The 19,180-nt window shown below is 39.2% G+C and carries 17 protein-coding genes and 4 pseudogenes; 7 read left to right on the forward strand and 14 right to left on the reverse strand.

The features are described from left to right. Positions 1-417: 417 nt before the first annotated feature. The 12 genes and pseudogenes from OWR28_RS17380 to OWR28_RS17435 all read right to left on the reverse strand — a co-directional run bounded on the left by OWR28_RS17380 (position 418) and on the right by OWR28_RS17435 (position 10,433). A pseudogene (locus OWR28_RS17380) lies at positions 418-2,541 on the reverse strand (type IA DNA topoisomerase). A gap of 297 nt (positions 2,542-2,838) precedes the next feature. Beyond that, positions 2,839-3,713: pseudogene (locus OWR28_RS17385) on the reverse strand (pirin family protein). Positions 3,714-4,201: 488 nt separating this feature from the next. Beyond that, the gene (locus tag OWR28_RS17390; protein ID WP_332387741.1) at positions 4,202-4,786 is read right to left on the reverse strand and encodes a Crp/Fnr family transcriptional regulator; all 585 of its coding nucleotides are present in this window, start codon (positions 4,784-4,786) and stop codon (positions 4,202-4,204) included. A gap of 102 nt (positions 4,787-4,888) precedes the next feature. Continuing rightward, positions 4,889-5,107, reverse strand: a complete 219-nt coding sequence (locus tag OWR28_RS17395) for a hypothetical protein (protein ID WP_332387742.1) — start codon at positions 5,105-5,107, stop codon at positions 4,889-4,891. 266 nt (positions 5,108-5,373) lie between these two features. Continuing rightward, the gene (locus OWR28_RS17400) at positions 5,374-5,559 is read right to left on the reverse strand and encodes a hypothetical protein (protein WP_332387743.1); all 186 of its coding nucleotides are present in this window, start codon (positions 5,557-5,559) and stop codon (positions 5,374-5,376) included. An 11-nt stretch (positions 5,560-5,570) separates the two neighbouring features. Then, a complete protein-coding gene (locus OWR28_RS17405; RefSeq protein WP_332387744.1) occupies positions 5,571-6,260 on the reverse strand; it encodes a hypothetical protein in 690 nt (229 codons plus the stop codon). An 8-nt stretch (positions 6,261-6,268) separates the two neighbouring features. Next, positions 6,269-6,427 (reverse strand): hypothetical protein, encoded by a 159-nt coding sequence (locus tag OWR28_RS17410; protein WP_332387745.1) that lies wholly within the window; start codon positions 6,425-6,427, stop codon positions 6,269-6,271. Beyond that, complete coding sequence (locus OWR28_RS17415) at positions 6,403-6,981, reverse strand: cation:proton antiporter domain-containing protein (protein ID WP_332387746.1); 579 nt, start codon at positions 6,979-6,981, stop codon at positions 6,403-6,405. The genes OWR28_RS17410 and OWR28_RS17415 overlap by 25 nt, the downstream gene beginning before the upstream one ends. Before the next feature lie 265 nt (positions 6,982-7,246). Further along, entirely contained in the window at positions 7,247-7,867 is a 621-nt protein-coding gene (locus OWR28_RS17420; protein ID WP_332387747.1) for a dienelactone hydrolase family protein, read from the reverse strand. A 5-nt stretch (positions 7,868-7,872) separates the two neighbouring features. Beyond that, positions 7,873-8,826, reverse strand: a complete 954-nt coding sequence (locus OWR28_RS17425) for a VOC family protein (RefSeq protein WP_332387748.1) — start codon at positions 8,824-8,826, stop codon at positions 7,873-7,875. Positions 8,827-9,143: 317 nt separating this feature from the next. After that, positions 9,144-9,440, reverse strand: coding sequence for a GNAT family N-acetyltransferase (locus tag OWR28_RS17430; protein WP_047433770.1), 297 nt, complete (start codon positions 9,438-9,440; stop codon positions 9,144-9,146). A gap of 84 nt (positions 9,441-9,524) precedes the next feature. Next, complete coding sequence (locus tag OWR28_RS17435) at positions 9,525-10,433, reverse strand: ring-cleaving dioxygenase (RefSeq protein ID WP_332387749.1); 909 nt, start codon at positions 10,431-10,433, stop codon at positions 9,525-9,527. Between the two features lie 557 nt (positions 10,434-10,990). Here OWR28_RS17435 and OWR28_RS17440 point away from each other — a divergent pair. The 7 genes and pseudogenes from OWR28_RS17440 (at position 10,991) to OWR28_RS17475 (ending at position 17,256) form a co-directional block, all read left to right on the forward strand. Then, complete coding sequence (locus OWR28_RS17440; protein ID WP_332387750.1) at positions 10,991-11,272, forward strand: EamA family transporter; 282 nt, start codon at positions 10,991-10,993, stop codon at positions 11,270-11,272. A 107-nt stretch (positions 11,273-11,379) separates the two neighbouring features. Further along, positions 11,380-11,688, forward strand: a complete 309-nt coding sequence (locus tag OWR28_RS17445; RefSeq protein ID WP_332387751.1) for a hypothetical protein — start codon at positions 11,380-11,382, stop codon at positions 11,686-11,688. Beyond that, complete coding sequence (locus OWR28_RS17450) at positions 11,676-11,984, forward strand: EamA family transporter (protein ID WP_332387752.1); 309 nt, start codon at positions 11,676-11,678, stop codon at positions 11,982-11,984. Before OWR28_RS17445 ends, OWR28_RS17450 begins: the two co-directional genes overlap by 13 nt. A gap of 18 nt (positions 11,985-12,002) precedes the next feature. Then, positions 12,003-13,030: pseudogene (locus OWR28_RS27090) on the forward strand (methionine ABC transporter ATP-binding protein). Then, positions 13,023-13,679, forward strand: a complete 657-nt coding sequence (gene metI / locus OWR28_RS17465) for a methionine ABC transporter permease MetI (protein WP_332387753.1) — start codon at positions 13,023-13,025, stop codon at positions 13,677-13,679. The pseudogene OWR28_RS27090 and the gene metI overlap by 8 nt, the downstream one beginning before the upstream one ends. Positions 13,680-13,802: 123 nt before the next feature. Beyond that, a pseudogene (metQ, locus tag OWR28_RS17470) lies at positions 13,803-14,611 on the forward strand (methionine ABC transporter substrate-binding lipoprotein MetQ). 380 nt (positions 14,612-14,991) lie between these two features. Further along, entirely contained in the window at positions 14,992-17,256 is a 2,265-nt protein-coding gene (locus OWR28_RS17475; protein WP_332387754.1) for a glycoside hydrolase family 3 C-terminal domain-containing protein, read from the forward strand. Between the two features lie 297 nt (positions 17,257-17,553). Here OWR28_RS17475 and OWR28_RS17480 read toward each other — a convergent pair whose 3' ends face one another. Beyond that, a complete protein-coding gene (locus tag OWR28_RS17480; RefSeq protein WP_332387755.1) occupies positions 17,554-18,426 on the reverse strand; it encodes an outer membrane beta-barrel protein in 873 nt (290 codons plus the stop codon). Continuing rightward, a complete protein-coding gene (locus OWR28_RS17485) occupies positions 18,357-19,073 on the reverse strand; it encodes a hypothetical protein (RefSeq protein WP_332387756.1) in 717 nt (238 codons plus the stop codon). The genes OWR28_RS17480 and OWR28_RS17485 overlap by 70 nt, the downstream gene beginning before the upstream one ends. Between the last annotated feature and the right edge of the window lie 107 nt (positions 19,074-19,180).

The following is a 19,180-nucleotide window of genomic DNA, read 5'->3' on the forward strand; positions in this document are numbered from 1 at the left end:
TGATTGAATAGAAAAATGTGAGGCTGGATTCCTGCGGAATGACAAATAGGATGCTTAGTTTATCCGTACAGTTTGCCATTCCGTAGGAATCTCGGTATAGCTTGATTGGAAAACGCAAAGCCGCAATGATTTTATCTCCGATAAATGGTTATTGTTTAATGATAGCTAGAAAAATATGAGGCTGGATGCCTGCGGAATGACAAATACGATGCTTAGTCTATCCGTACAGTTTGCCATTCCGTAGGAATCTCGGTATAGCTTGGCTGGAAAATGCAAAGGCGCAATGATTTTATCTCCGATAAATGGTTATTGTTTAATGATAACTAGAAAAGTATGAGGCTGGATTCCTGCGGAATGACAAATAGGATGCTTAGTTTATCCGTACAGTTTGCCATTCCGTAGGAATCTCGATATAGCTTAACCAAGCTGTACCTGAAAATCATCACCTAAAGTCAGAACACCTTCTGTAATCGCTTCCGGGTGGGTAGAGAAACCTTTTAATTTTGAGGTTTTTCCTTTTAATACCAGGTCTAAAAGCTGTTTATCGGATAATTTCTTGCCAAAAATCTCAAACGTAATTTTAAAGCCGCAGTTTTTGAAATCGGAACATCCGACTGCGGTTTTTCCTTTGATCAGAGTATGTTCTTTACATTTCGGGCATTTTGTTTCTTCCCAGGACTGTAATTCTTTTTTCTGTGCAGGTTCTCTTTTTTCTTTTCCTTCACTTCTTCTTTTTCCTCTTCCTGCAGGGTAATTACTTTTCCTTTTCCATACACTACTTTTTCCGTAAGTTCTGTAACCATCTGGATCAGTTCTTCTTTGAAAAGATTGGCTTCGTACTCGCCTTTTTCAATTTTACGGAGTTTGGATTCCCATTCACCAGTCAGTTCCGGGCTTTTTAAAAGTTCATCTTCGATGGTGTCAATCAGCTGGATTCCGGTTTGGGTAGCGATCAGATTTTTCTTTTCTTTTCAATATATTTTCTTTTGAAAAGGGTTTCAATGATGTTGGCACGGGTGGAAGGTCTTCCAATACCATTGTTTTTCAACATTTCACGCAGCTCTTCATCTTCAACCTGTTTTCCGGCTGTTTCCATGGCTCTCAGCAAGGTTGCTTCAGTGTAAGGTTTGGGAGGAGTCGTTTTTCCCTGGTGGATCATCGGATCGTGGGGTCCGGTTTCTCCTACAGTAAATTCAGGGATGGTTTGTTCTTCCTCTTTTTCTTTTTCCTTATCGGTGGTTTCTTCTTTAGGTTCTTTGGCATAAACGGCTCTCCATCCTGCTTCAAGAACCTGTCTTCCGCTTGTTTTGAAAGGAATGGTTCCTACTTTTCCTTCCACCAATGTGTTTGAAATTTTACATTCCGGGTAAAATACAGCGATAAAACGTTTTGCAATCAGATCATAAATCAGTTTTTCTTCCCTGCTCAGATTCTGGGAAGGCGGAATTTCCGTAGGAATGATGGCATGGTGATCGGTTACTTTCGTATCGTCGAAAACAGCTTTTGATTTTGGAATCGGAGCTTCCAGCAGCGGGGCAATCAGATCCTGATAAGGATACATTTTCTGAAGAATGCCTGCTATTTTCGGATATAAACTGTCTGATAAGTAAGTGGTATCAACACGTGGATAGGTTACGTGTTTCTTTTCATAAAGGCTCTGCACATAATTCAAGGTATTTTCTGCAGAATACCCGTATTTTTTATTGGCTTCCACCTGAAGTCCGGTCAGGTCGAAAAGTCGTGGATTTTTTCTTTTCCTTCTTTAATTTCGAAAGAGACAATCTCAAATGGATTTACTTTAAGGTATTCCAATCCTTTTTCTGCACGTTCCAACGTTTTTAAACGGTCAATCGCTGCACTGAAAAGGACATCACGGTATCTGGTTTTCAGCTCCCAATATTCTTCTGTGGTAAAGGCATCAATTTCTTTCTGACGCTGAACCAGCATCGCCAGTGTGGGAGTCTGTACCCTTCCAATGGATAAAACTGCTTTATTACCTCCGAATTTCTTCGTAAAAAGCCTTGTAGCATTGATTCCCAATAGCCAATCTCCTATCGCTCTGGCGTTTCCGGCCAAATACAGATTTTTATAATCTTCTGCAGGTTTTAAACTTGCAAATCCTTCTTTAATAGCATCTTCCGTCAGGGAAGAAATCCATAAACGCTGAACCGGTTTGTTGCATTTTGCCTTCTGCAATACCCAGCGCTGAATGAGTTCTCCCTCCTGCCCGGCATCCCCGCAGTTAATGACCTCATCACATTCTTCTACCAATTTCTCAATGACTTTAAACTGGGTTTCCACTCCTTTATTCGGGATCAGCTTAATTCCAAAACTGTTGGGAATAATCGGCAGTGAAAAAAGATTCCAGGATTTGTACTGCGGACCGTAGTCATGAGGTTCCTTCAGGGTGCAAAGGTGTCCGAACGTCCATGTTACGCAATAGCCGTTGCCTTCCATATAGCCTTGTTTAGGCGTGGTAGCGCCCAATACTTTGGCGATATCTCTGGCAACACTGGGTTTCTCGGCAATACATAATTTCATGAACTCGGGTTTATTGAAGGAGTGCAAAAATCGGGATTTTTTTTGACTTTTCAAATTTCGTTGAGGATTGAGGTCTTAGAGTTGAAGGAGAGGAAATTAGATTGGGTTTGTTCAAAAGATATAAAGTTTCACAAAATTTATTTAAATAAATTGCTTGTCAGATATGTAATCGTTACCATATTTTTTATAAAAAAGCCCCTTAAAAAAAGGAGGCCGTATCAACAATGTAATGAAACCAGGTTCATTATTTCTTTTATTTTAAAATGGCATTGGCCATTAAAAAGACATTCACTAATCTTAAAGCGTCATGGGCACTTCCATCAGAAGGATTTCCGTACCTTCTTTAAGGGCTTTGATATTGAGACCCTGGATATCCCATACCCCGAAGCCGTCACGTTCTTCCAAAGTCTCACCGCCTATTTCTGCGCTTCCTTTCAAGATGAAAGCATAGACTCCGTTTCCTTTTTTCTGATCTGATAGCCGGTTTCTGTATTCTGATCAAAGGTTCCCAAATGAAACCATGCATCCTGATGGATCCATACCCCTTCATCATCTGCATTGGGAGAAAGGATCTGCTGAAACTGATTGTGACCTTTTGTTTTGTCTAAAGTGATCTGGTCATATCTCGGTGTCACATTCCTTTTTTTAGGGTAAATCCAGATCTGAAGGAATTTTACAAGCTTATCACTGTTTTTATTGAACTCGCTGTGCATAATTCCGGTACCAGCACTCATTACCTGGATATCTCCGCTTCTGATCACAGCTGTATTTCCCATACTGTCTTTGTGCTCAAGATCGCCCTCCAAAGGAATGCTGATGATCTCCATATTATCGTGAGGATGCGTTCCGAAACCTCTTCCTGCTTCCACTTTATCGTCATTCAGGACTCTCAGTACTCCGAAGTGCATTCTTTCAGGATTATAGTAATTGGCAAAACTGAAAGTATGATTGCTTAGCAGCCAGCCGTGATCTGCTTTTCCTCTTGTGTCAGCTCTGTGGATCACAGAGTTTTCTTTTATTTTTGATTCTGTATTGGGAAGATGATTGTATCCGATCGGTTCTAATGGTTCGATCTCATCGATGTCATTTTTCATAGCACTTGCCAGAGAGGCTGACGCTACAAACATTCCTGTTCCCAATAATCCTTTCTTTAAAAAATCTTTTCTGTCCATATCAGATTGTTATTTGTTCTTGTTTGATAGGACAAATTTAGAGATGTTGGAAGTCCTGCACATTTAACTAGTTTAATAAATGACTTTGCAGCAAAAAATTCAGGAAACTTTTTGTATCCGGGAGTGTGGTTATATTGGATTGTTGTTTTTGGAAAAACACAAGTATGTTTTACTCTTAAACCTGTTTAATTTTATAGATATTTTAAAGAATAACTTTATTTAGATTGCTATGGAATGACAAGCTATACGGATAAACTAAAACGTCTTATTTGTCAGTCCGTAGGAATCCAGTCTTGCAATTTCCTATTCAATCACGATCTTTACCCTATTCACAAATTCCACAAATGAAGATGTAAAAATTCCTCTTCTCCAGAGGGGTGGCGAAAATTCAGAGAATTTTTGACGGGGTGGTTTCAAACGTAAAGTCATCAAGAGCAAAAATTTGTTTAGTTATCCGGTAAATCTGCGGATAAAACATTTTCAAAGTTTTATTTCTCTTTTGAAGCAAGACGTTTTCTGATGGTGCTTACAAATTCTTTTGAAACCCCAAGGTAAGAAGCGATATAATACTGTGCAACTCTTTGCGGGACCGAAGGATATAGTTTGATAAATTCAAGGTATCTGTCAGATGCGGTTTTGGAAATAGTGTCTACCAACCTGCCCTGAAGGGTGGCAAGATTTCGCTGCACCAGCATTCTGAAAACTCTTTCGAATTTGGGAACTTCCTGCAGCAGTTTTTCTTTTGTCGCCGGATTCAGCATATAGATTTCCGAGTCTTCCAGTGTTTCGATAAAAACCTTAGAAGGTTTCTGTTCCTGAAATGAGGCAATATCACTGATCCACCAGTCTTCAATGGCAAACAGAAGTGTAACTTCCGTGCCATCATCATCCAGACAATACATTCTCAAACATCCTTTCTGAATATACCCTTCAAACTGGCAGACTTCTCCTTCCCTCAACAAAACTGTTTTCTTGGGGAAAGACTGACATACCAGCAGATCTGTAAAAACTTTCTCTTCTTCCGGAGTGATTGTGATGAACCGGGTAATATTTTTGATGATATTTTCAAACATAGCGCAGGATTTACCCCTGCAAATTAGGAAAAAGACTGTAAACTTCGTTCTTTAAAAGTCCACTTCCTCCTCCATAATGGTCAATTACTTTCACATCTTTGTCTAAACCGTCACAAAAACTTTTATATCTTTCTCAAAATCATCTTCTAAGCCGGAGCTTAAAAGGACAATATCTACGGTATTATTTTTTATATAGTCATAGCAGAAATTTTCATCACTGTGTATTTCTGCCGTCCAGCCTTCATTATTCTCTATAACTCTTTTTAAAGTATCAAGAATTTCCTGATTCTTTCCAATCACTAAAAAATGTAATGTTTTCATTTTGTTTAAGGTTTAAAATTCAAGTTCAAGGTTCAGGGTTTAATGTTTATATTGTTTACGTAAAAGGTAAAATGACGATTCAGATTCCTGCGGAATGACATAGTGTGTGGATAAATAAAGTGCTTAGTTTGTCCATTCAGTAGAGATCTAAACACTTTTACTCCCAAATGCTCCCACTCAGTAACCGAACCTCGAAACCTGCCTCCACCCCTACTAGCTCTCAAACCCTCCGACTCTCCAACTCAAAAACCGCATCCCTCGTCATTCTACAAATGCCTGTTCCCTGTAATTTTCAGCTCATTCAGGTCCAGCTGTGATTCTGCTTTTCGGATTTCATCATCGCTGAAGAGTTTTTCACGTTTCATTTTAAACAATTCGTTTCTCTGCAATGCAAATATATCCAGCATCACTTTGTGGTATTCTGCCATATCATTCTGCCTGTTGGTACACATCTCAAGGGAACTTAAATGATTCTGGTGAATTTTAATATCATTTTCCAGCGTTTTTTTAAGTTGATCAGAAGACTATTGCTGTTCAGGATTTCAGTATACTTCTTATCAAGCTGGTCTACTGCCAGCTTATCCAACCTGATCTGAATTCCTGCCTGTTGTTCATGGGAAGGAAGAATAGGGTCTATTTCCCCGATTTTTGTCAGTTTAATGATTAAAGGTAATGTCAACCCCTGAAATACCAGGGTCACAAAAATCACAACAAATGTGATAAAAATAATAAGGTTTCTCATAGGGAATTCTTCCTGGCTGTTCATCATCACCGGAATTGAGAGTGCTGTTGCCAGGGAAACTACTCCTCTCATGCCTGCCCATCCTATAATCAAAGGGTTTTTCCATCCCGGACTTGGATCCTGACGGACTTTTTCACTGAGCCATCTTGGAAGATGAGCTACAGGATAGATCCACAGCAGACGTACTGCAATAACGATCAGGCTTATGATTAATCCATACTTTATTCCTTCCATTAATGAGGTTTCTCCCAATCCATTGATAATATCCGGAAGTTCAAGGCCTATCAATACAAAAACCAGGGCGTTCATTACAAAAATCAGGGTATTCCAGACTCCTGTCATGTTGATTCTTGTGGTTCCTGTTTTGAAAATTTCATGCGCACGGAAAGACATGAACAGTCCTCCGCTCACCACAGCCATCACCCCGGAAAATGAAAATGCTCCGCAGAAAGGAACAGGATATAGGGAGTAATCACTGTTATAGCAGCGTCAATCGCCGGTGTTGTAGGTAAAAAACGGTGTATGGCGTAGAAGATATGAGCCCCTGCGATTCCTACCACGACTCCCATTCCTGCCACCAGAAAAACTGCCCTGTTGCTTCATGCATTGAGAAAGCACCTGTCATAACGGCAGCCAGCGCAAACCTGAAAACAATCAATGATGAAGCATCATTAATCAGGCTTTCCCCTTCGAGTATAGCGATGGTACGCCTGGGAACCTTCAGTCCTTTTAAAACAGTAGTGGTTGCAATTGCATCCGGCGGCGAAACAATTCCTCCCAACAAAAAGCCCAATGCCAGTGTAAACCCCGGAATCAGCATCTGTGAAGTACAGGCCACCACCAGAGAAGTGAGAAATACGAGACCAAAAGCCAGCAGACTAATAGTGCGTTTCCATTTCCAGAAATCATTCCATGAGGTATACCAGGCCGCTTCATATAAAAGAGGCGGCAGGAAAATTAAAAATATAATATCCGGATCCAGTTTTAAAATGGGTACGCCAGGAATCATACTGATCCCTAATCCGGCCAGCACCAGAAAAATCGGATAAGCAATTTTAATCCGCTGTGCCAGCATCACCAGCATCATCACCAGCAATAAAAGCCCCAGTATTAAAAGTAGTTGTTCATGCATGTTTTTCAGAAGTTAGAAATTAGAGATCAGAAGTTAGTTTTCAGGTTCGGATTATTTAGGTTTTGGCTAAAGCCAGTGATTTATATTTTTTGTTTGGCGGGCTAAAGCCCGCCGCTATTGAATGCTAATTTATACATTTGGTTTGATTCCTACGGAATGACAAAGTATGCGCATTATCTATCCGCTCACATTGTCATTCCGTAGGAATCTTCACTAACCACTTAAAGGATCATTAAAAATTACAAATAATTCAAAGTTAATGTACTTAATTAAAGATAATCGAGTTGGACAATTCAATCTCTTCCCCGTTAATAGAGTGTCCGAAATTGTCATATACCTTTTCTGTTACCTCGGCATTCATGTCTCTTAAAATATTGGCTGTTGCGTATACTCTTTCCACAGGTACATGAAAATCAGGGTTGCTGGTTCCCAGGAAAACCGGAGTTCCGGCAAAATCGCCCTTATAATTTCCACGGTTGATCTTATCTCCTATCACTCCTCCGATAATGGCTGCTGCCCCACCGTATTTCTGAGCATTACGGGCTAAAAATTCAAGGGTAAGACAGGCTCCCTGGGAAAATCCGAAAAAGTAAATATTTTCTGGCTTAATCCCTGCATCCACCGCTGCTTTCACTGTTTCTCCCACCATTTCCAGAGCTGATGAAAGCCAGGGTTCGTTCTGATCTGCCGGTGCCATAAATGAATAAGGATACCAGGTATGATTAAGGGCTTGTGGTGCTAACAGCGCATAATCTTTCACATTCAAATGCTGGGATAAACTTAAGATATCCTGAGCACTTCCCCCACGTCCGTGAACCATAATCAAAGCTTTTTCCGCCTGATTCAATGGTATTCCTGCTGTTTTTATATTTAAAATATGACTCATTATTTCTATCTGAATTTTTCTGTTGGATACTGGATTACAGGAAGGACTTCTGTAAGACGCTCTCTTCTTTTTTCAAACTGCTGCGGTAACATCAGATCCTGTCCTAAAAACTCTGCTTCTTCGTCTACATCGAAACCCGGGCCTGAAGTGGCAATTTCAAACAATACACCTCCCGGCTCTTTAAAGTAGACAGAGGTAAAATATTTTCTGTCTTTTACTTCGGTATGTTCCAGTCCGTATGCATTTAACCTTTTTACCATTTCAAGCTGAGATACCGCATCCGGAGTAGCAAAAGCCACATGGTGAACGGTTCCCCTTCCGGCCAATCCTTTTAAGGCATTAGGCGTAGAAAGCAGATCTACATATTTTCCCGGCAGATTTTCTGTTCCCAGTCTCAGTCTGTCAGGACTTTCTTTGATTACTTTATGATCCATCTGAGTGGTAAGGAGAGCTGCTGTTCTTTCATAGGCATCCTGCCAGATTTCAACATGATGGATTCCCCTGACCGCATAATCTTTAGGAATATAACCATTATAATAGCCTTTTCTTTCATCCTTATCATTAAAAACCAGTTCCAGTCCCAGCCCGTCAAAATCTTCAAGGTAAATAAAAACTTCATCTGAAAACCTTTGCTGAGGCTGTTTAAAAGGAATATTAAACTGTTCCAGACGGCTTATCCAATAATCCAGAGCATCTATGGAAACTGAAAAAGCTGTGGTATTGAGCATTCCTTTACCATGTCTTCCATTGATCAGATCTTTGCCATACGGAAAAGTAGTCATAATTGTTCCCGGTGTTCCGTATTCGTCACCGAAATAAAAATGATAAACATCCGAATAATCGAAATTGACTGTTTTTTTGACCAAACGAAGTCCTAATACTCCGGTATAAAAGTCTATATTTTCCTGTGCATTGCCGGTAATTGCCGTAACGTGATGCAGTCCTGTGATAAGGTTCATAGTGATAAAATTATTAATTGGTTATTATGATGGGTTCGAGATTCGGGGTTTGGGTTAATAAGATCGAGACTCTCAAACCCTCTTACCCTTCCACTCTCATACTTGAATCTAGAAACTCGTATCCTGAGCTTCAAAATCCCGCATCTTAAAAGGCTACATAGAATATTTAGATTCATTCGGAATGACAAAGTGGGCGGATAGATAAGACGCATAGTTTGTCCATTCCGCAGGAATCTACACTCCCACTCCCCCTTACTCTCAAACATATTCAGCCGAATCTCTAAAACTCGTATCCCGAAACCCGACTCTCAAACTCATTAGAGTTCTTCCTTCAGCCAGACATCATTATATTCTTCCGGATGGCGTTTGAACTGAGCATGAACATACGGACACAACGGCAGAATCTTTAAATCATTTTCTCTTGCGTAAGATACCAGCCTCTCCAGTAAAATTTTAGCAAAGCCTTTTCCTTCATATTCCGGATTCACTTCCGTATGGTAAACAGTCAGTTTTTTTCCAATGACTGAAATATCCATTTTACCTGCTTTATGATCATCTGAGAAAAGCTGGATTTCTCCTTTTCTCCCTTCCAACACTATTTCTGTTCTTTCCATTTTGTTTGTTTTTTAATTCTTAATTCAAAATTAACATCTTTATCAGAGCCTGCCGATGATCTATGATAATTTCGGAAGCACTCCTTATATTTTCTCACGCATTCCTTCATATTGTACAGGGAGCTTCAGGTTGGTTCCCAGTTCATTCAGAGGTTCATCCACTGTGAATCCCGGATTATCAGTAGCGATTTCAAATAAAACACCGCCCGGCTCACGGAAATACAGTGAATAGAAATAATCTCTGTTGATTTTCGGAGTGATGCTCAATCCTGCAGATAATGCTTTTTCGCGGTATTCCATCAGAACATTATCATCTTTTACCCTGAATGCAATGTGGTGATTGGTTCCGGCAGCATTTCTACCGGCAGGAATGGTATCGTTTTCAATAATATCTACCAGATTAGCGGTATCAATGGCATCAGTAGCCAATCTGTATCTTTCCCCCTCCTGTTTTTTCAGATCATATCCTAAAATACCAGTCAGAACTTTGATCGTAGGATCTGCTTTTTTTAGGGTTAAAGTAACATTATGAAATCCTTTCAGGGCATATTCGTCTTTGATATCATCAGTTGTCCACACTTTTCTGTTGTCATCACCCGAAGGTTCTATAAACTGTAACTGAAGTCCGTCCGGATCCGTAAAAGAGATCATCTTTTCACCAAATACTTCCCCTTCTTCCACATTGACATTAAAATCCTGCAAACGGCTTTTCCAGAATTCAAGGCTTCCTTTCGGTACTGAATAGCCGATATGGGTAGCCATTCCGCTTCCGTTGGTTCCCTTACCAATTCCTTCCCACGGGAAGAACGTAAGAATGGTTCCCGGTGTTCCGTTTTCATTTCCGAAATAGAAATGGTATGTTCCGGGATCGTCAAAGTTTACGGTTTTCTTTACCAGTCTTACCCCTAAAACTTTTGTATAAAAATCTAAATTTCTTTTCGCGTTGTCTGCTATTGCTGTAATATGGTGCAGACCTAATATTCTATTGTCCATGTCTTTTAATTTTGATGCTAAATTACAGTGAACAGAAATGCTGTGCATTTAACTAGTTTAATAAATGCAGTTCCTCCACTTTTATCAAATTTCACCACCCGGAAGTAAACTTTACACAATTCTCAAAAAATTTAATTTATTTTATGTTTTTCACAACTTCATCTATGATATGATTTCAGCATAAATTCAATTAAAAGTCAAAAAACATCAGTAAATTATTTTTTAACATTAAAAAATAAAAACCACAAAACATTGATTTTAAACAAATTAAATTATTAACAATAAATTAATATTTAAATTGTCTACTTTTTTAGTGGACTAATAAAAATTATATTATATATTTGCAACCGTATTCAGGAAATAAAATAAAATGAAGGCAGAATTAAAAAATAATTCAATGAAGAAACATACCATCAAAAACATGATGAAGCATATCTGTATGCCTGTATATCGGGAATACTGTGGTTGACCTTACTTTTATTTAGACATATTTTGTAAAGGCCCTACCACGTTGTAGGGCCTTTTTTATTGAACACAACAACATTAAAAACATAAAAATGAGCAATTCTAAAAACAAATGGTTGATTCCATTGGCGTTTACAAACATCTATGTGATATGGGGAATTACGTTTTTAGCTATTTCATTTGGCTTGAAAGGTTTTCCGCCATTTATTCTTTCGGGATTAAGATTTCTGGTGGCCGGAATTCTGATGATCGGATATCTTCTTTCTAAAGGAGAAAAAGCAAATTCCCTCATCAACTGGAAAAAAATGCAATTACCGGAATTCTTATCCTTACCGGAGGAACCGGGCTTGTTGCCTGGGGAGAACAATATGTAACAGCTTCCGAGGCCGCAATTTCTATTGCAACCGGACCATTCTGGTTTATTGCGATCGACAGAAAAAACTGGAAGTATTATTTTTCAGATAAATTTATTCCGATAGGATTGATTATTGGTTTCGTAGGACTGGTTCTATTTTTAAAGGGCAGTGTAAATTCAAATGCTCATGCAATTGCCGACGGAAGCCTACGTATAACGGCATTTGTGGTTTTGGGATTAAGCTCTATAGCATGGGTTCTTGGTTCTTTATATTCCAAGAAAAATCCGGCATCCCAATCTACCTTTATGAATATTGCACAACAGCTTATAGTAGCAGGATTAGCATCTTTTTTGATCGCTTTTTCAGAAAAGAATGGACTGGTTTTTCAGTTTCTGCAGTTCCATTATCTGCATGGTCCGGGGTGCTATTTTTGATCTTCTTTGGATCGATAGTCGCTTATTTGTCGTACATTTGGCTCTTGTCCGTAAAACCCGCTGCTTTGGTAAGCACTCACACCTATATCAATCCTATTGTAACAGTGATTGCAGGCTGGATTGTTGCCCATCAAAGCATCAATGGAGGTCAGCTGTATGGTTTGTTCATCATATTGCTGGGAGTACTTCTAACGAATGTGACCAAGTATTTCAAACTTTCAAAACGGTCGAAGGTCAAAATCAGAAGAGTAAGGAGATTTTTAAACAGAACAGGCAGACCCTATCAGCCTATTTAAACAGTATATAAAATCAGAATGATAGAAATCAGAAACATATCAAAAACATTTCACCAGAAAAAACAGTCTTTTAAAGCGCTGGATAAGGTGAGTCTTACCATAGAGAAAGGAGATATCGTAGGAATTATAGGATTTTCAGGGGCAGGAAAAAGTACCCTGATCCGTACAGTGAATCTATTGGAAAGGCCGGATGAGGGACAGATTATTATTAACGGAAAAGATTTTACTGCACTCAGCTCCAAACAACTTGCTGAGGAACGTAAAAAAATCGGAATGATCTTCCAGCATTTCAACCTTCTTTCTTCAAGAACGGTTTTTGATAATGTAGCGCTTCCTTTAGAGTTAGATCACAACAATAAGGATCAGATTAACAAAAAGGTCAATGAATTACTGAAGATTGTAGGACTTGAAGATAAAGCCAACGATTATCCCAAGAGCCTTTCCGGGGGCAAAAACAAAGGGTAGCTATTGCAAGAGCTCTGGCCAATGATCCTCACCTTCTGCTTTGTGACGAAGCCACCAGCGCACTGGATCCGGCAACAACGCAATCTATTCTTCAGCTTTTAAGAGATATCAACCAAAGACTGGGAATTACCATCCTTTTAATTACCCACGAAATGGAAGTGATCAAATCGGTGTGTAACCATGTTGCTGTGATCGACAAAGGAAAATTATTAACAAAAGGTACATTAAGCGAGATTATTTCGGACAGAGAAAACCCGATCATCCGCCAATTTATAAATTCAGACATCATGACCCTGCCACAGGAACTCATCAGCAGACTGCAGAAAGACCCCAAAGAAGGTTTATTTCCGCTGATAGAAATAGAACTTAACGAAAACGTCAGTGTTGAACAAATTCTTTCAACACTATACAACCAATATAAAATTCCTTATAAACTTTTAAAAGCTGACGTGGAATACTTCGGAGATTCCAATTTTGGTAAACTTCTGCTACAGCTTCAGGGTGAAACGGAGGAAAACCAACAGGCGATCTATTATTTCAATCAAAATAAAATTCAAAATACAGTAAAAGGATATGCTTAGTGACGCGGTAATTGCCCTTTTGGCAAAAGGAACCTGGGAAACGGTTTACATGACATTTTTATCCGGCTTTTTCGGTTTTGTGTTGGGGCTTCCGGTAGGAATCCTGTTGTTTTTAACCAGAAAAGGCCAACTGCTGGAAAATGCTTTCTATCATAGAGGACTTTCCATCATCGTTAATATTTTCCGTGCAATTCCTTTTATTATCCTGATCGTGTGGATGATTCCTTTTACCAGAGTTCTGGCGGGGACATCTATCGGAGTGAATGCCGCTTTGGTTCCGCTGAGCGTGGGAGCAGCACCTTTTATTGCGAGACTTGTAGAGAACAGCCTTATTGAAGTACCTCATGGACTTATAGAGACAGCGAGAGCGCTGGGAGCTTCTCCGTTACAGATTATCAGAAAAGTTTTGCTTCCTGAAGCACTTCCTTCATTAATCAACAACGCAACCATCACTCTGATTACCCTTGTAGGTTACTCTGCTATGGGAGGTGCTGTAGGTGCCGGAGGACTTGGACAGGTGGGCTACCAGTATGGATATATCGGATATGATATTGTCATTATGAATACGGTTTTGATTCTACTGGTTCTTTTGGTTTTCATTATCCAGTTCATGGGTGACAGATTGTCAAAAAGATTTGATCACAGGTAGTTGGTTCCGGATATGGGTTTGAGGGTTTGAGAATCGGAGGGTATGAGAGTATGGGTTGGCCAATTTTCAAATTTACCATTCATAATTTAGCTACTCTCATCTTAATTTTAAATAAAAAATAGAATGAAAAGAATAAAGATTTTTGGTTTATTGGCTGCGGGGATATTACTGTTCAGTGCTTGTTCGGGAAGAAAGGACGATCCGAATTTTATCCGTGTCGGGATCACTTATGGCCCTGAGCAGGAAATTGCTGAGGTAGCGAAAAAAGTAGCCAAGGAGAGATACAATCTGGAAGTAGAACTGATTCCTTTCAATGATTATGTAGTTCCCAATGAAGCGTTAACCAATGGAGATATTGACGCCAATGCCTTTCAGCACATTCCTTACTTAACGGAACAGTCCAAGCAGAGAGGCTACAATCTTGTGTCTGTAGGCAATACATTTGTGTATCCTATTGTAGCTTATTCAAAAAAGATTAAAAATATTGGTGAACTGCAGGATGGCAGTACGATTGTTATACCAAATGACCCGACCAACGGAGGGCGTTCATTGCTTCTGCTGCAGAAAAACGGATTATTGAAATTAAAAGCAGGAGTCGGACTTCTTCCAAAAGTAACTGATATTACAGAAAATCCTAAACAGCTGAAAATTATGGAGATTGAAGGCGCACAGATTCCAAGAGTTCTGGACGACAGGGATGTTGTGGTAGGGATAATCAATAACAATTTTGCCGCTCAGGCAGGCTTAGATCAGGAAAAACAGGGAGTTCTTGTTGAAGATAAAGATTCTCCTTATGTGAATGTAGTTGTAGCAAGACCAGACAATAAAAACAGCCAGAAAGTAAAAACTTTGTAAAAGCCTATGAGTCTCCTGAAGTGGAAAAGAAAGCTAAGGAAATTTTCAAAGGAGGTGCTGTGAAAGGATGGGACTGATAAGCTGGAGAGTAAGAGGGTTTGAGGATAAGAGTGTAGATTCCTACGGAATGGACAAGGTAGACGTATAGATAAAGTACTTAATTTGTCCATTCCGTAGGAATCCAGGCACTGTGTTAGGAGTATTGTAGGGTTCAAGGTATTGAGTGAAAGTATAGGAGTAGCTTCATTTGTCTTTTACCATTTGCAATTTCGATTTTTAGTTCTTTCACTTGTATGTCAATTCAGCAACTTTCTTCATTTTTTAATAATTAAAAATACTTTATAATGAGCTGTCTGCAAACAAGCAGGCAGTTTTTTTATTCATTAATTTTTATTTTCTCAATTTGAGATAATAAAAATTTTCTTTACTTTTGTTTTTAATCAAACTGAAAGGCATTATGTTAAAGAAAACCGTCATTATAAGTTTACTCACTTTTATTTCTGCATCTTATATGGCTCAGACCAATATCCAAACTCCCGTTTATTTAGATGAATCCAAACCTGTAGAACAGCGTATTCAGGATGCATTATCAAGAATGACACTGGAAGAAAAAGTGGCTATGCTTCATGCACAGTCGAAATTCAGCTCACCGGGCGTTCCAAGGTTGGGAATTCCTGAATTCTGGACTACGGATGGCCCGCACGGAGTTCGTCCTGAAGTGATGTGGGACGAATGGGATCAGGCCGGCTGGACCAACGACTCTATCATCGCCTACCCTGCCCTGACTGCTTTATCCGCAACATGGAATAAAAAAATGGCATGGAACTATGGGAAAGCGCTGGGTGAAGAAGCCCGATACAGAAAGAAAGATATTCTTCTGGGCCCCGGAGTTAATATTTACAGAACTCCGCTAAACGGAAGAAATTTCGAATATATGGGAGAAGATCCTTATCTGACCTCAAAGATGGTGGTTCCCTATATCAAAGGTGTACAGTCTAATGGTGTAGCAACTTCTGTGAAACATTTTGCCCTGAACAACCAGGAAATGTTCCGTCATACCAGTAATGTGAATGTAGATGACAGAGCGCTCTATGAGATTTACCTTCCTGCATTCAAAGCAGCAGTAACAGAAGGGGATTCATGGACGATCATGGGAGCTTATGATATGTACAAAGGCCAGTATGCCAGCCAGAACCAATATCTTTTAAATGATATTTTAAAGAAAGAATGGAATTACAAGGGTGTTGTGGTATCTGACTGGGGTGCTGTCAACAATACGGAACAGGCTATTCATAATGGTCTTGATCTTGAATTCGGATCATGGACGAACGGCCTTTCTGCAGGAACTAAAAATGCCTATGACAATTATTATCTGGCAAAGCCTTATCTTGATTTAATTAAAGCTGGAAAAGTTGGCACTCAAGAACTTGATGATAAAGTAACAAGGTTACTCCGCCTCGCCTATAAAACTACAATGAACCGCAACAAGCCTTTCGGCAATATTGCTTCTGAAGAGCATAAAGCGGTTGCCAAAGAAATTGGTGAAGAAGGAATCGTTTTATTAAAAAATCAGGGAAATGTTCTTCCGATTGATCTTAATAAAGCTAAAAAGATAGCAGTTATCGGAGAAAACGCCATCAAAATAATGACTGTTGGCGGCGGCTCTTCATCATTAAAAGTGAAATATGAAACGCTGCCTTTGGACGGAATCAAAACCAGATTTGGAAAGCAGGCTGATGTGCAGTATGCCAGAGGATATGTAGGGGATATCGGAGGAGAATATAATGGGGTAAAATCCGGTCAGGATTTAAAAGATACCCGTTCTGAAGCTGAATTACTGAATGAAGCTGTAGAACTGGCCAAAAAATCTGATTATGTAATTTTTGTAGGCGGCCTGAATAAGGCAGATTTCCAGGACAGCGAAGGAAATGACAGGAAGAGCTATGGGTTGCCTTATAATCAGGATCAGATCATCTCTGCTCTGGCAAAAGCCAATAAAAACCTTGCAGTAGTTTTGGTATCAGGAAATGCTGTGGCCATGCCATGGATTAAAGAAGTTCCTACCGTTGTACAGGCCTGGTATCTGGGTTCTGAAGCGGGAAATTCTATTGCAGCAATTCTTGCAGGAGACGCTAACCCTTCAGGAAAACTTCCGTTTACTTTTCCTGTAAAACTTGAAGACAATTCAGCACACCAGCTTGGAGAATATCCGGGGCAGAAAGATGAACTGGCGGCAGGAAAAGGTAAAGATCAGAAAAATCCGATTAATATTACTTACAACGAAAGCATTTTTGTAGGTTACCGCTGGCATGACACTAAAAATATAAAACCTCTGTTCAGCTTCGGGCATGGTTTGAGCTATACCACTTTTGAATTTGGAAAAGCGAAAGCAGACCAGACCACAATATCACAGGATGGTAAGATCACCTTTACAGTAACGGTTAAAAATACGGGTAAAAAAGCAGGTGCTGAAGTTGCCCAGCTTTACATCAGTGATTTAAAATCATCTGTACCACGTCCGGCAAAAGAACTGAAAGGCTTTGAAAAAGTATACCTGAATCCGGGAGAGCAGAAAGAAGTTACTTTCACGATTGATAAAACAGCTTTAAGTTATTTTGATGCTCAAAAACATGACTGGGTCGCTGAGCCGGGAGACTTTGAAGCCATGATTGGAAGTTCTTCAGATGCAATTAAAACGAAAGTAAAATTTACCCTTAAATAAAAAAGCGTTAAGAGTACAAAACTCTATTTTGATAATTATTTGATAGAATGCAAACAGATTCCAGATTGGGATCTGTTTTTTATTTTTCAAGATTTTGAAAGCTGTCAGATCTGTGAAAATTTTTTAACGTTCTATGTTAATTTTTCTCCCACAGATCACAGAGATTTCACAGATTTTTGGAGATAATCAAGGACGTTTCTCACTACTTCTCTCTCCCAGCTTCCTGCTTCCAACCCAAAATAAAAAGCAGATTCCAGTTGGAAACCTGCTTTTATTTTTATCTAACAAAATCCTGAATTATTTCCCGCCGCCATCGTTTTTCTCAACATCTGTTTTGGTATTTTCTTTTACCTTCTGGTTTCCGAAACGTTTTACAAAAGTGAGTGAAACACCGTACCAGTCCCATTTTGAATATTCCCTGAAGGTTCCGTCAGGACTGTAGGTTGTGTTATCCCCATAAGGTCTTTTAAAGATATTCATCAGCTGCATGCTAAGTTCCATCTGTGTTTTCGGAAATATTTTGGTAACTGAAATATTATGGAAAACATTGGTGTTATTCGCATAGGAATTTCCGTTATTCTGATTGGCAAGCTCCATCCATGCACTTACATTAATGTTTTTATTAAACAGATTGGTATAGGAAATATTCGCAGATGCCCCCCAATAGCTGATATAATCTTTAGCTCCCAATTTATTTTTTTCGTTAAAATCTTTATTATTAATATAGTACCAGCCAAATCCGGCATTTACGTTCAGCTTATTTTTCAGGAAATTCTGGTTGGTATTGGCAAAAAGATAATATTTCTCAACCTTTCCGTCAAAGTTTCCGGGTAATGAAACTGTTCTTCCGTTTTCTGTCACATATGTTGTCCAGTAATCCTGATTGGTATGCATATACCTTGCGGAAATAAAATACTTTTTCAAAATTCCGAACTTCAGATAAAGCCGGTCATTAGGATTCGGATTCAGATAAAGATTTCCTCTGGAATAGGTTCCGTTAATTTCAGGCACCAGAAAGGGATTAAATTCGGAATACCACGGTCTCCAGATACTCCGGTTATAGGTAAGGCTCAGGTCAAATTTCTCTGAAAAGCTATATTTCAGCAGCAGATTAGGTAAAAAGGTACCATAAGAATCTTTTCTTTCTGTACCTGCCACATCCTGTCGCACCTTATAATCAATATATTCGTAGCGGATCCCGATCCGGGTTTCCAGTTTTTGAAAAATGTCTTACTGTAGTTAGCATACAAAGAGCTTAGATGATCTTCATAATGGAACCTGTCGTTTTTAGACAAATTAAAAAATTCTGATGCCGGATCATTGATACTGAAACCATAGAGCGTATTGGGAATGACATGGTTGTTCAGTTCGGTTTTACCTCCCACTTCCATTGTTCCTCCTGTTTTACCAAAGGGCTGTGTATAATCAACTTTCAGATAATAATTACGCATCTGATTTGAACTGACAACTCCCAGCTGCTGATCTTTTATCACGCCCTGTTTATCAATTTGCTTATCTATTAAATTATCACTGTTATCACTGGAATAGTTGGTTCCTAAATTAATATCTAAAATTCGGTTCTTTTCTTTGTCATAATATTTATAGAAAGCATTAGTTCCCAGATTACGGCTGAATCCCCAGTTGTTTTGGTTTTGGTGAAAAGACTCTCCGGGATCTCCGTCTTTTGAAGTCATCCCATCCGATTCTGCTGAAACTAAATTCCTGTTCTGTGAATATTCCAGGACAAGACCGAAGTTATTTTTTTCATTGATTTCAAACTCTGAAGTGGAAGAAAGAGACGGACTTTCATTTCGCATAAGATTTTCAAGATTGAACCGGGTAAGTTTATTTCCTTCATACCGGTTATCCCAGGTTTGGGTTTTCTGTACATAATTTCCGCTATTGTAACTTCCTATGAGGGTTT

This window comes from Chryseobacterium sp. 1B4 (assembly GCF_036631475.1).
Classification (GTDB): domain Bacteria; phylum Bacteroidota; class Bacteroidia; order Flavobacteriales; family Weeksellaceae; genus Chryseobacterium.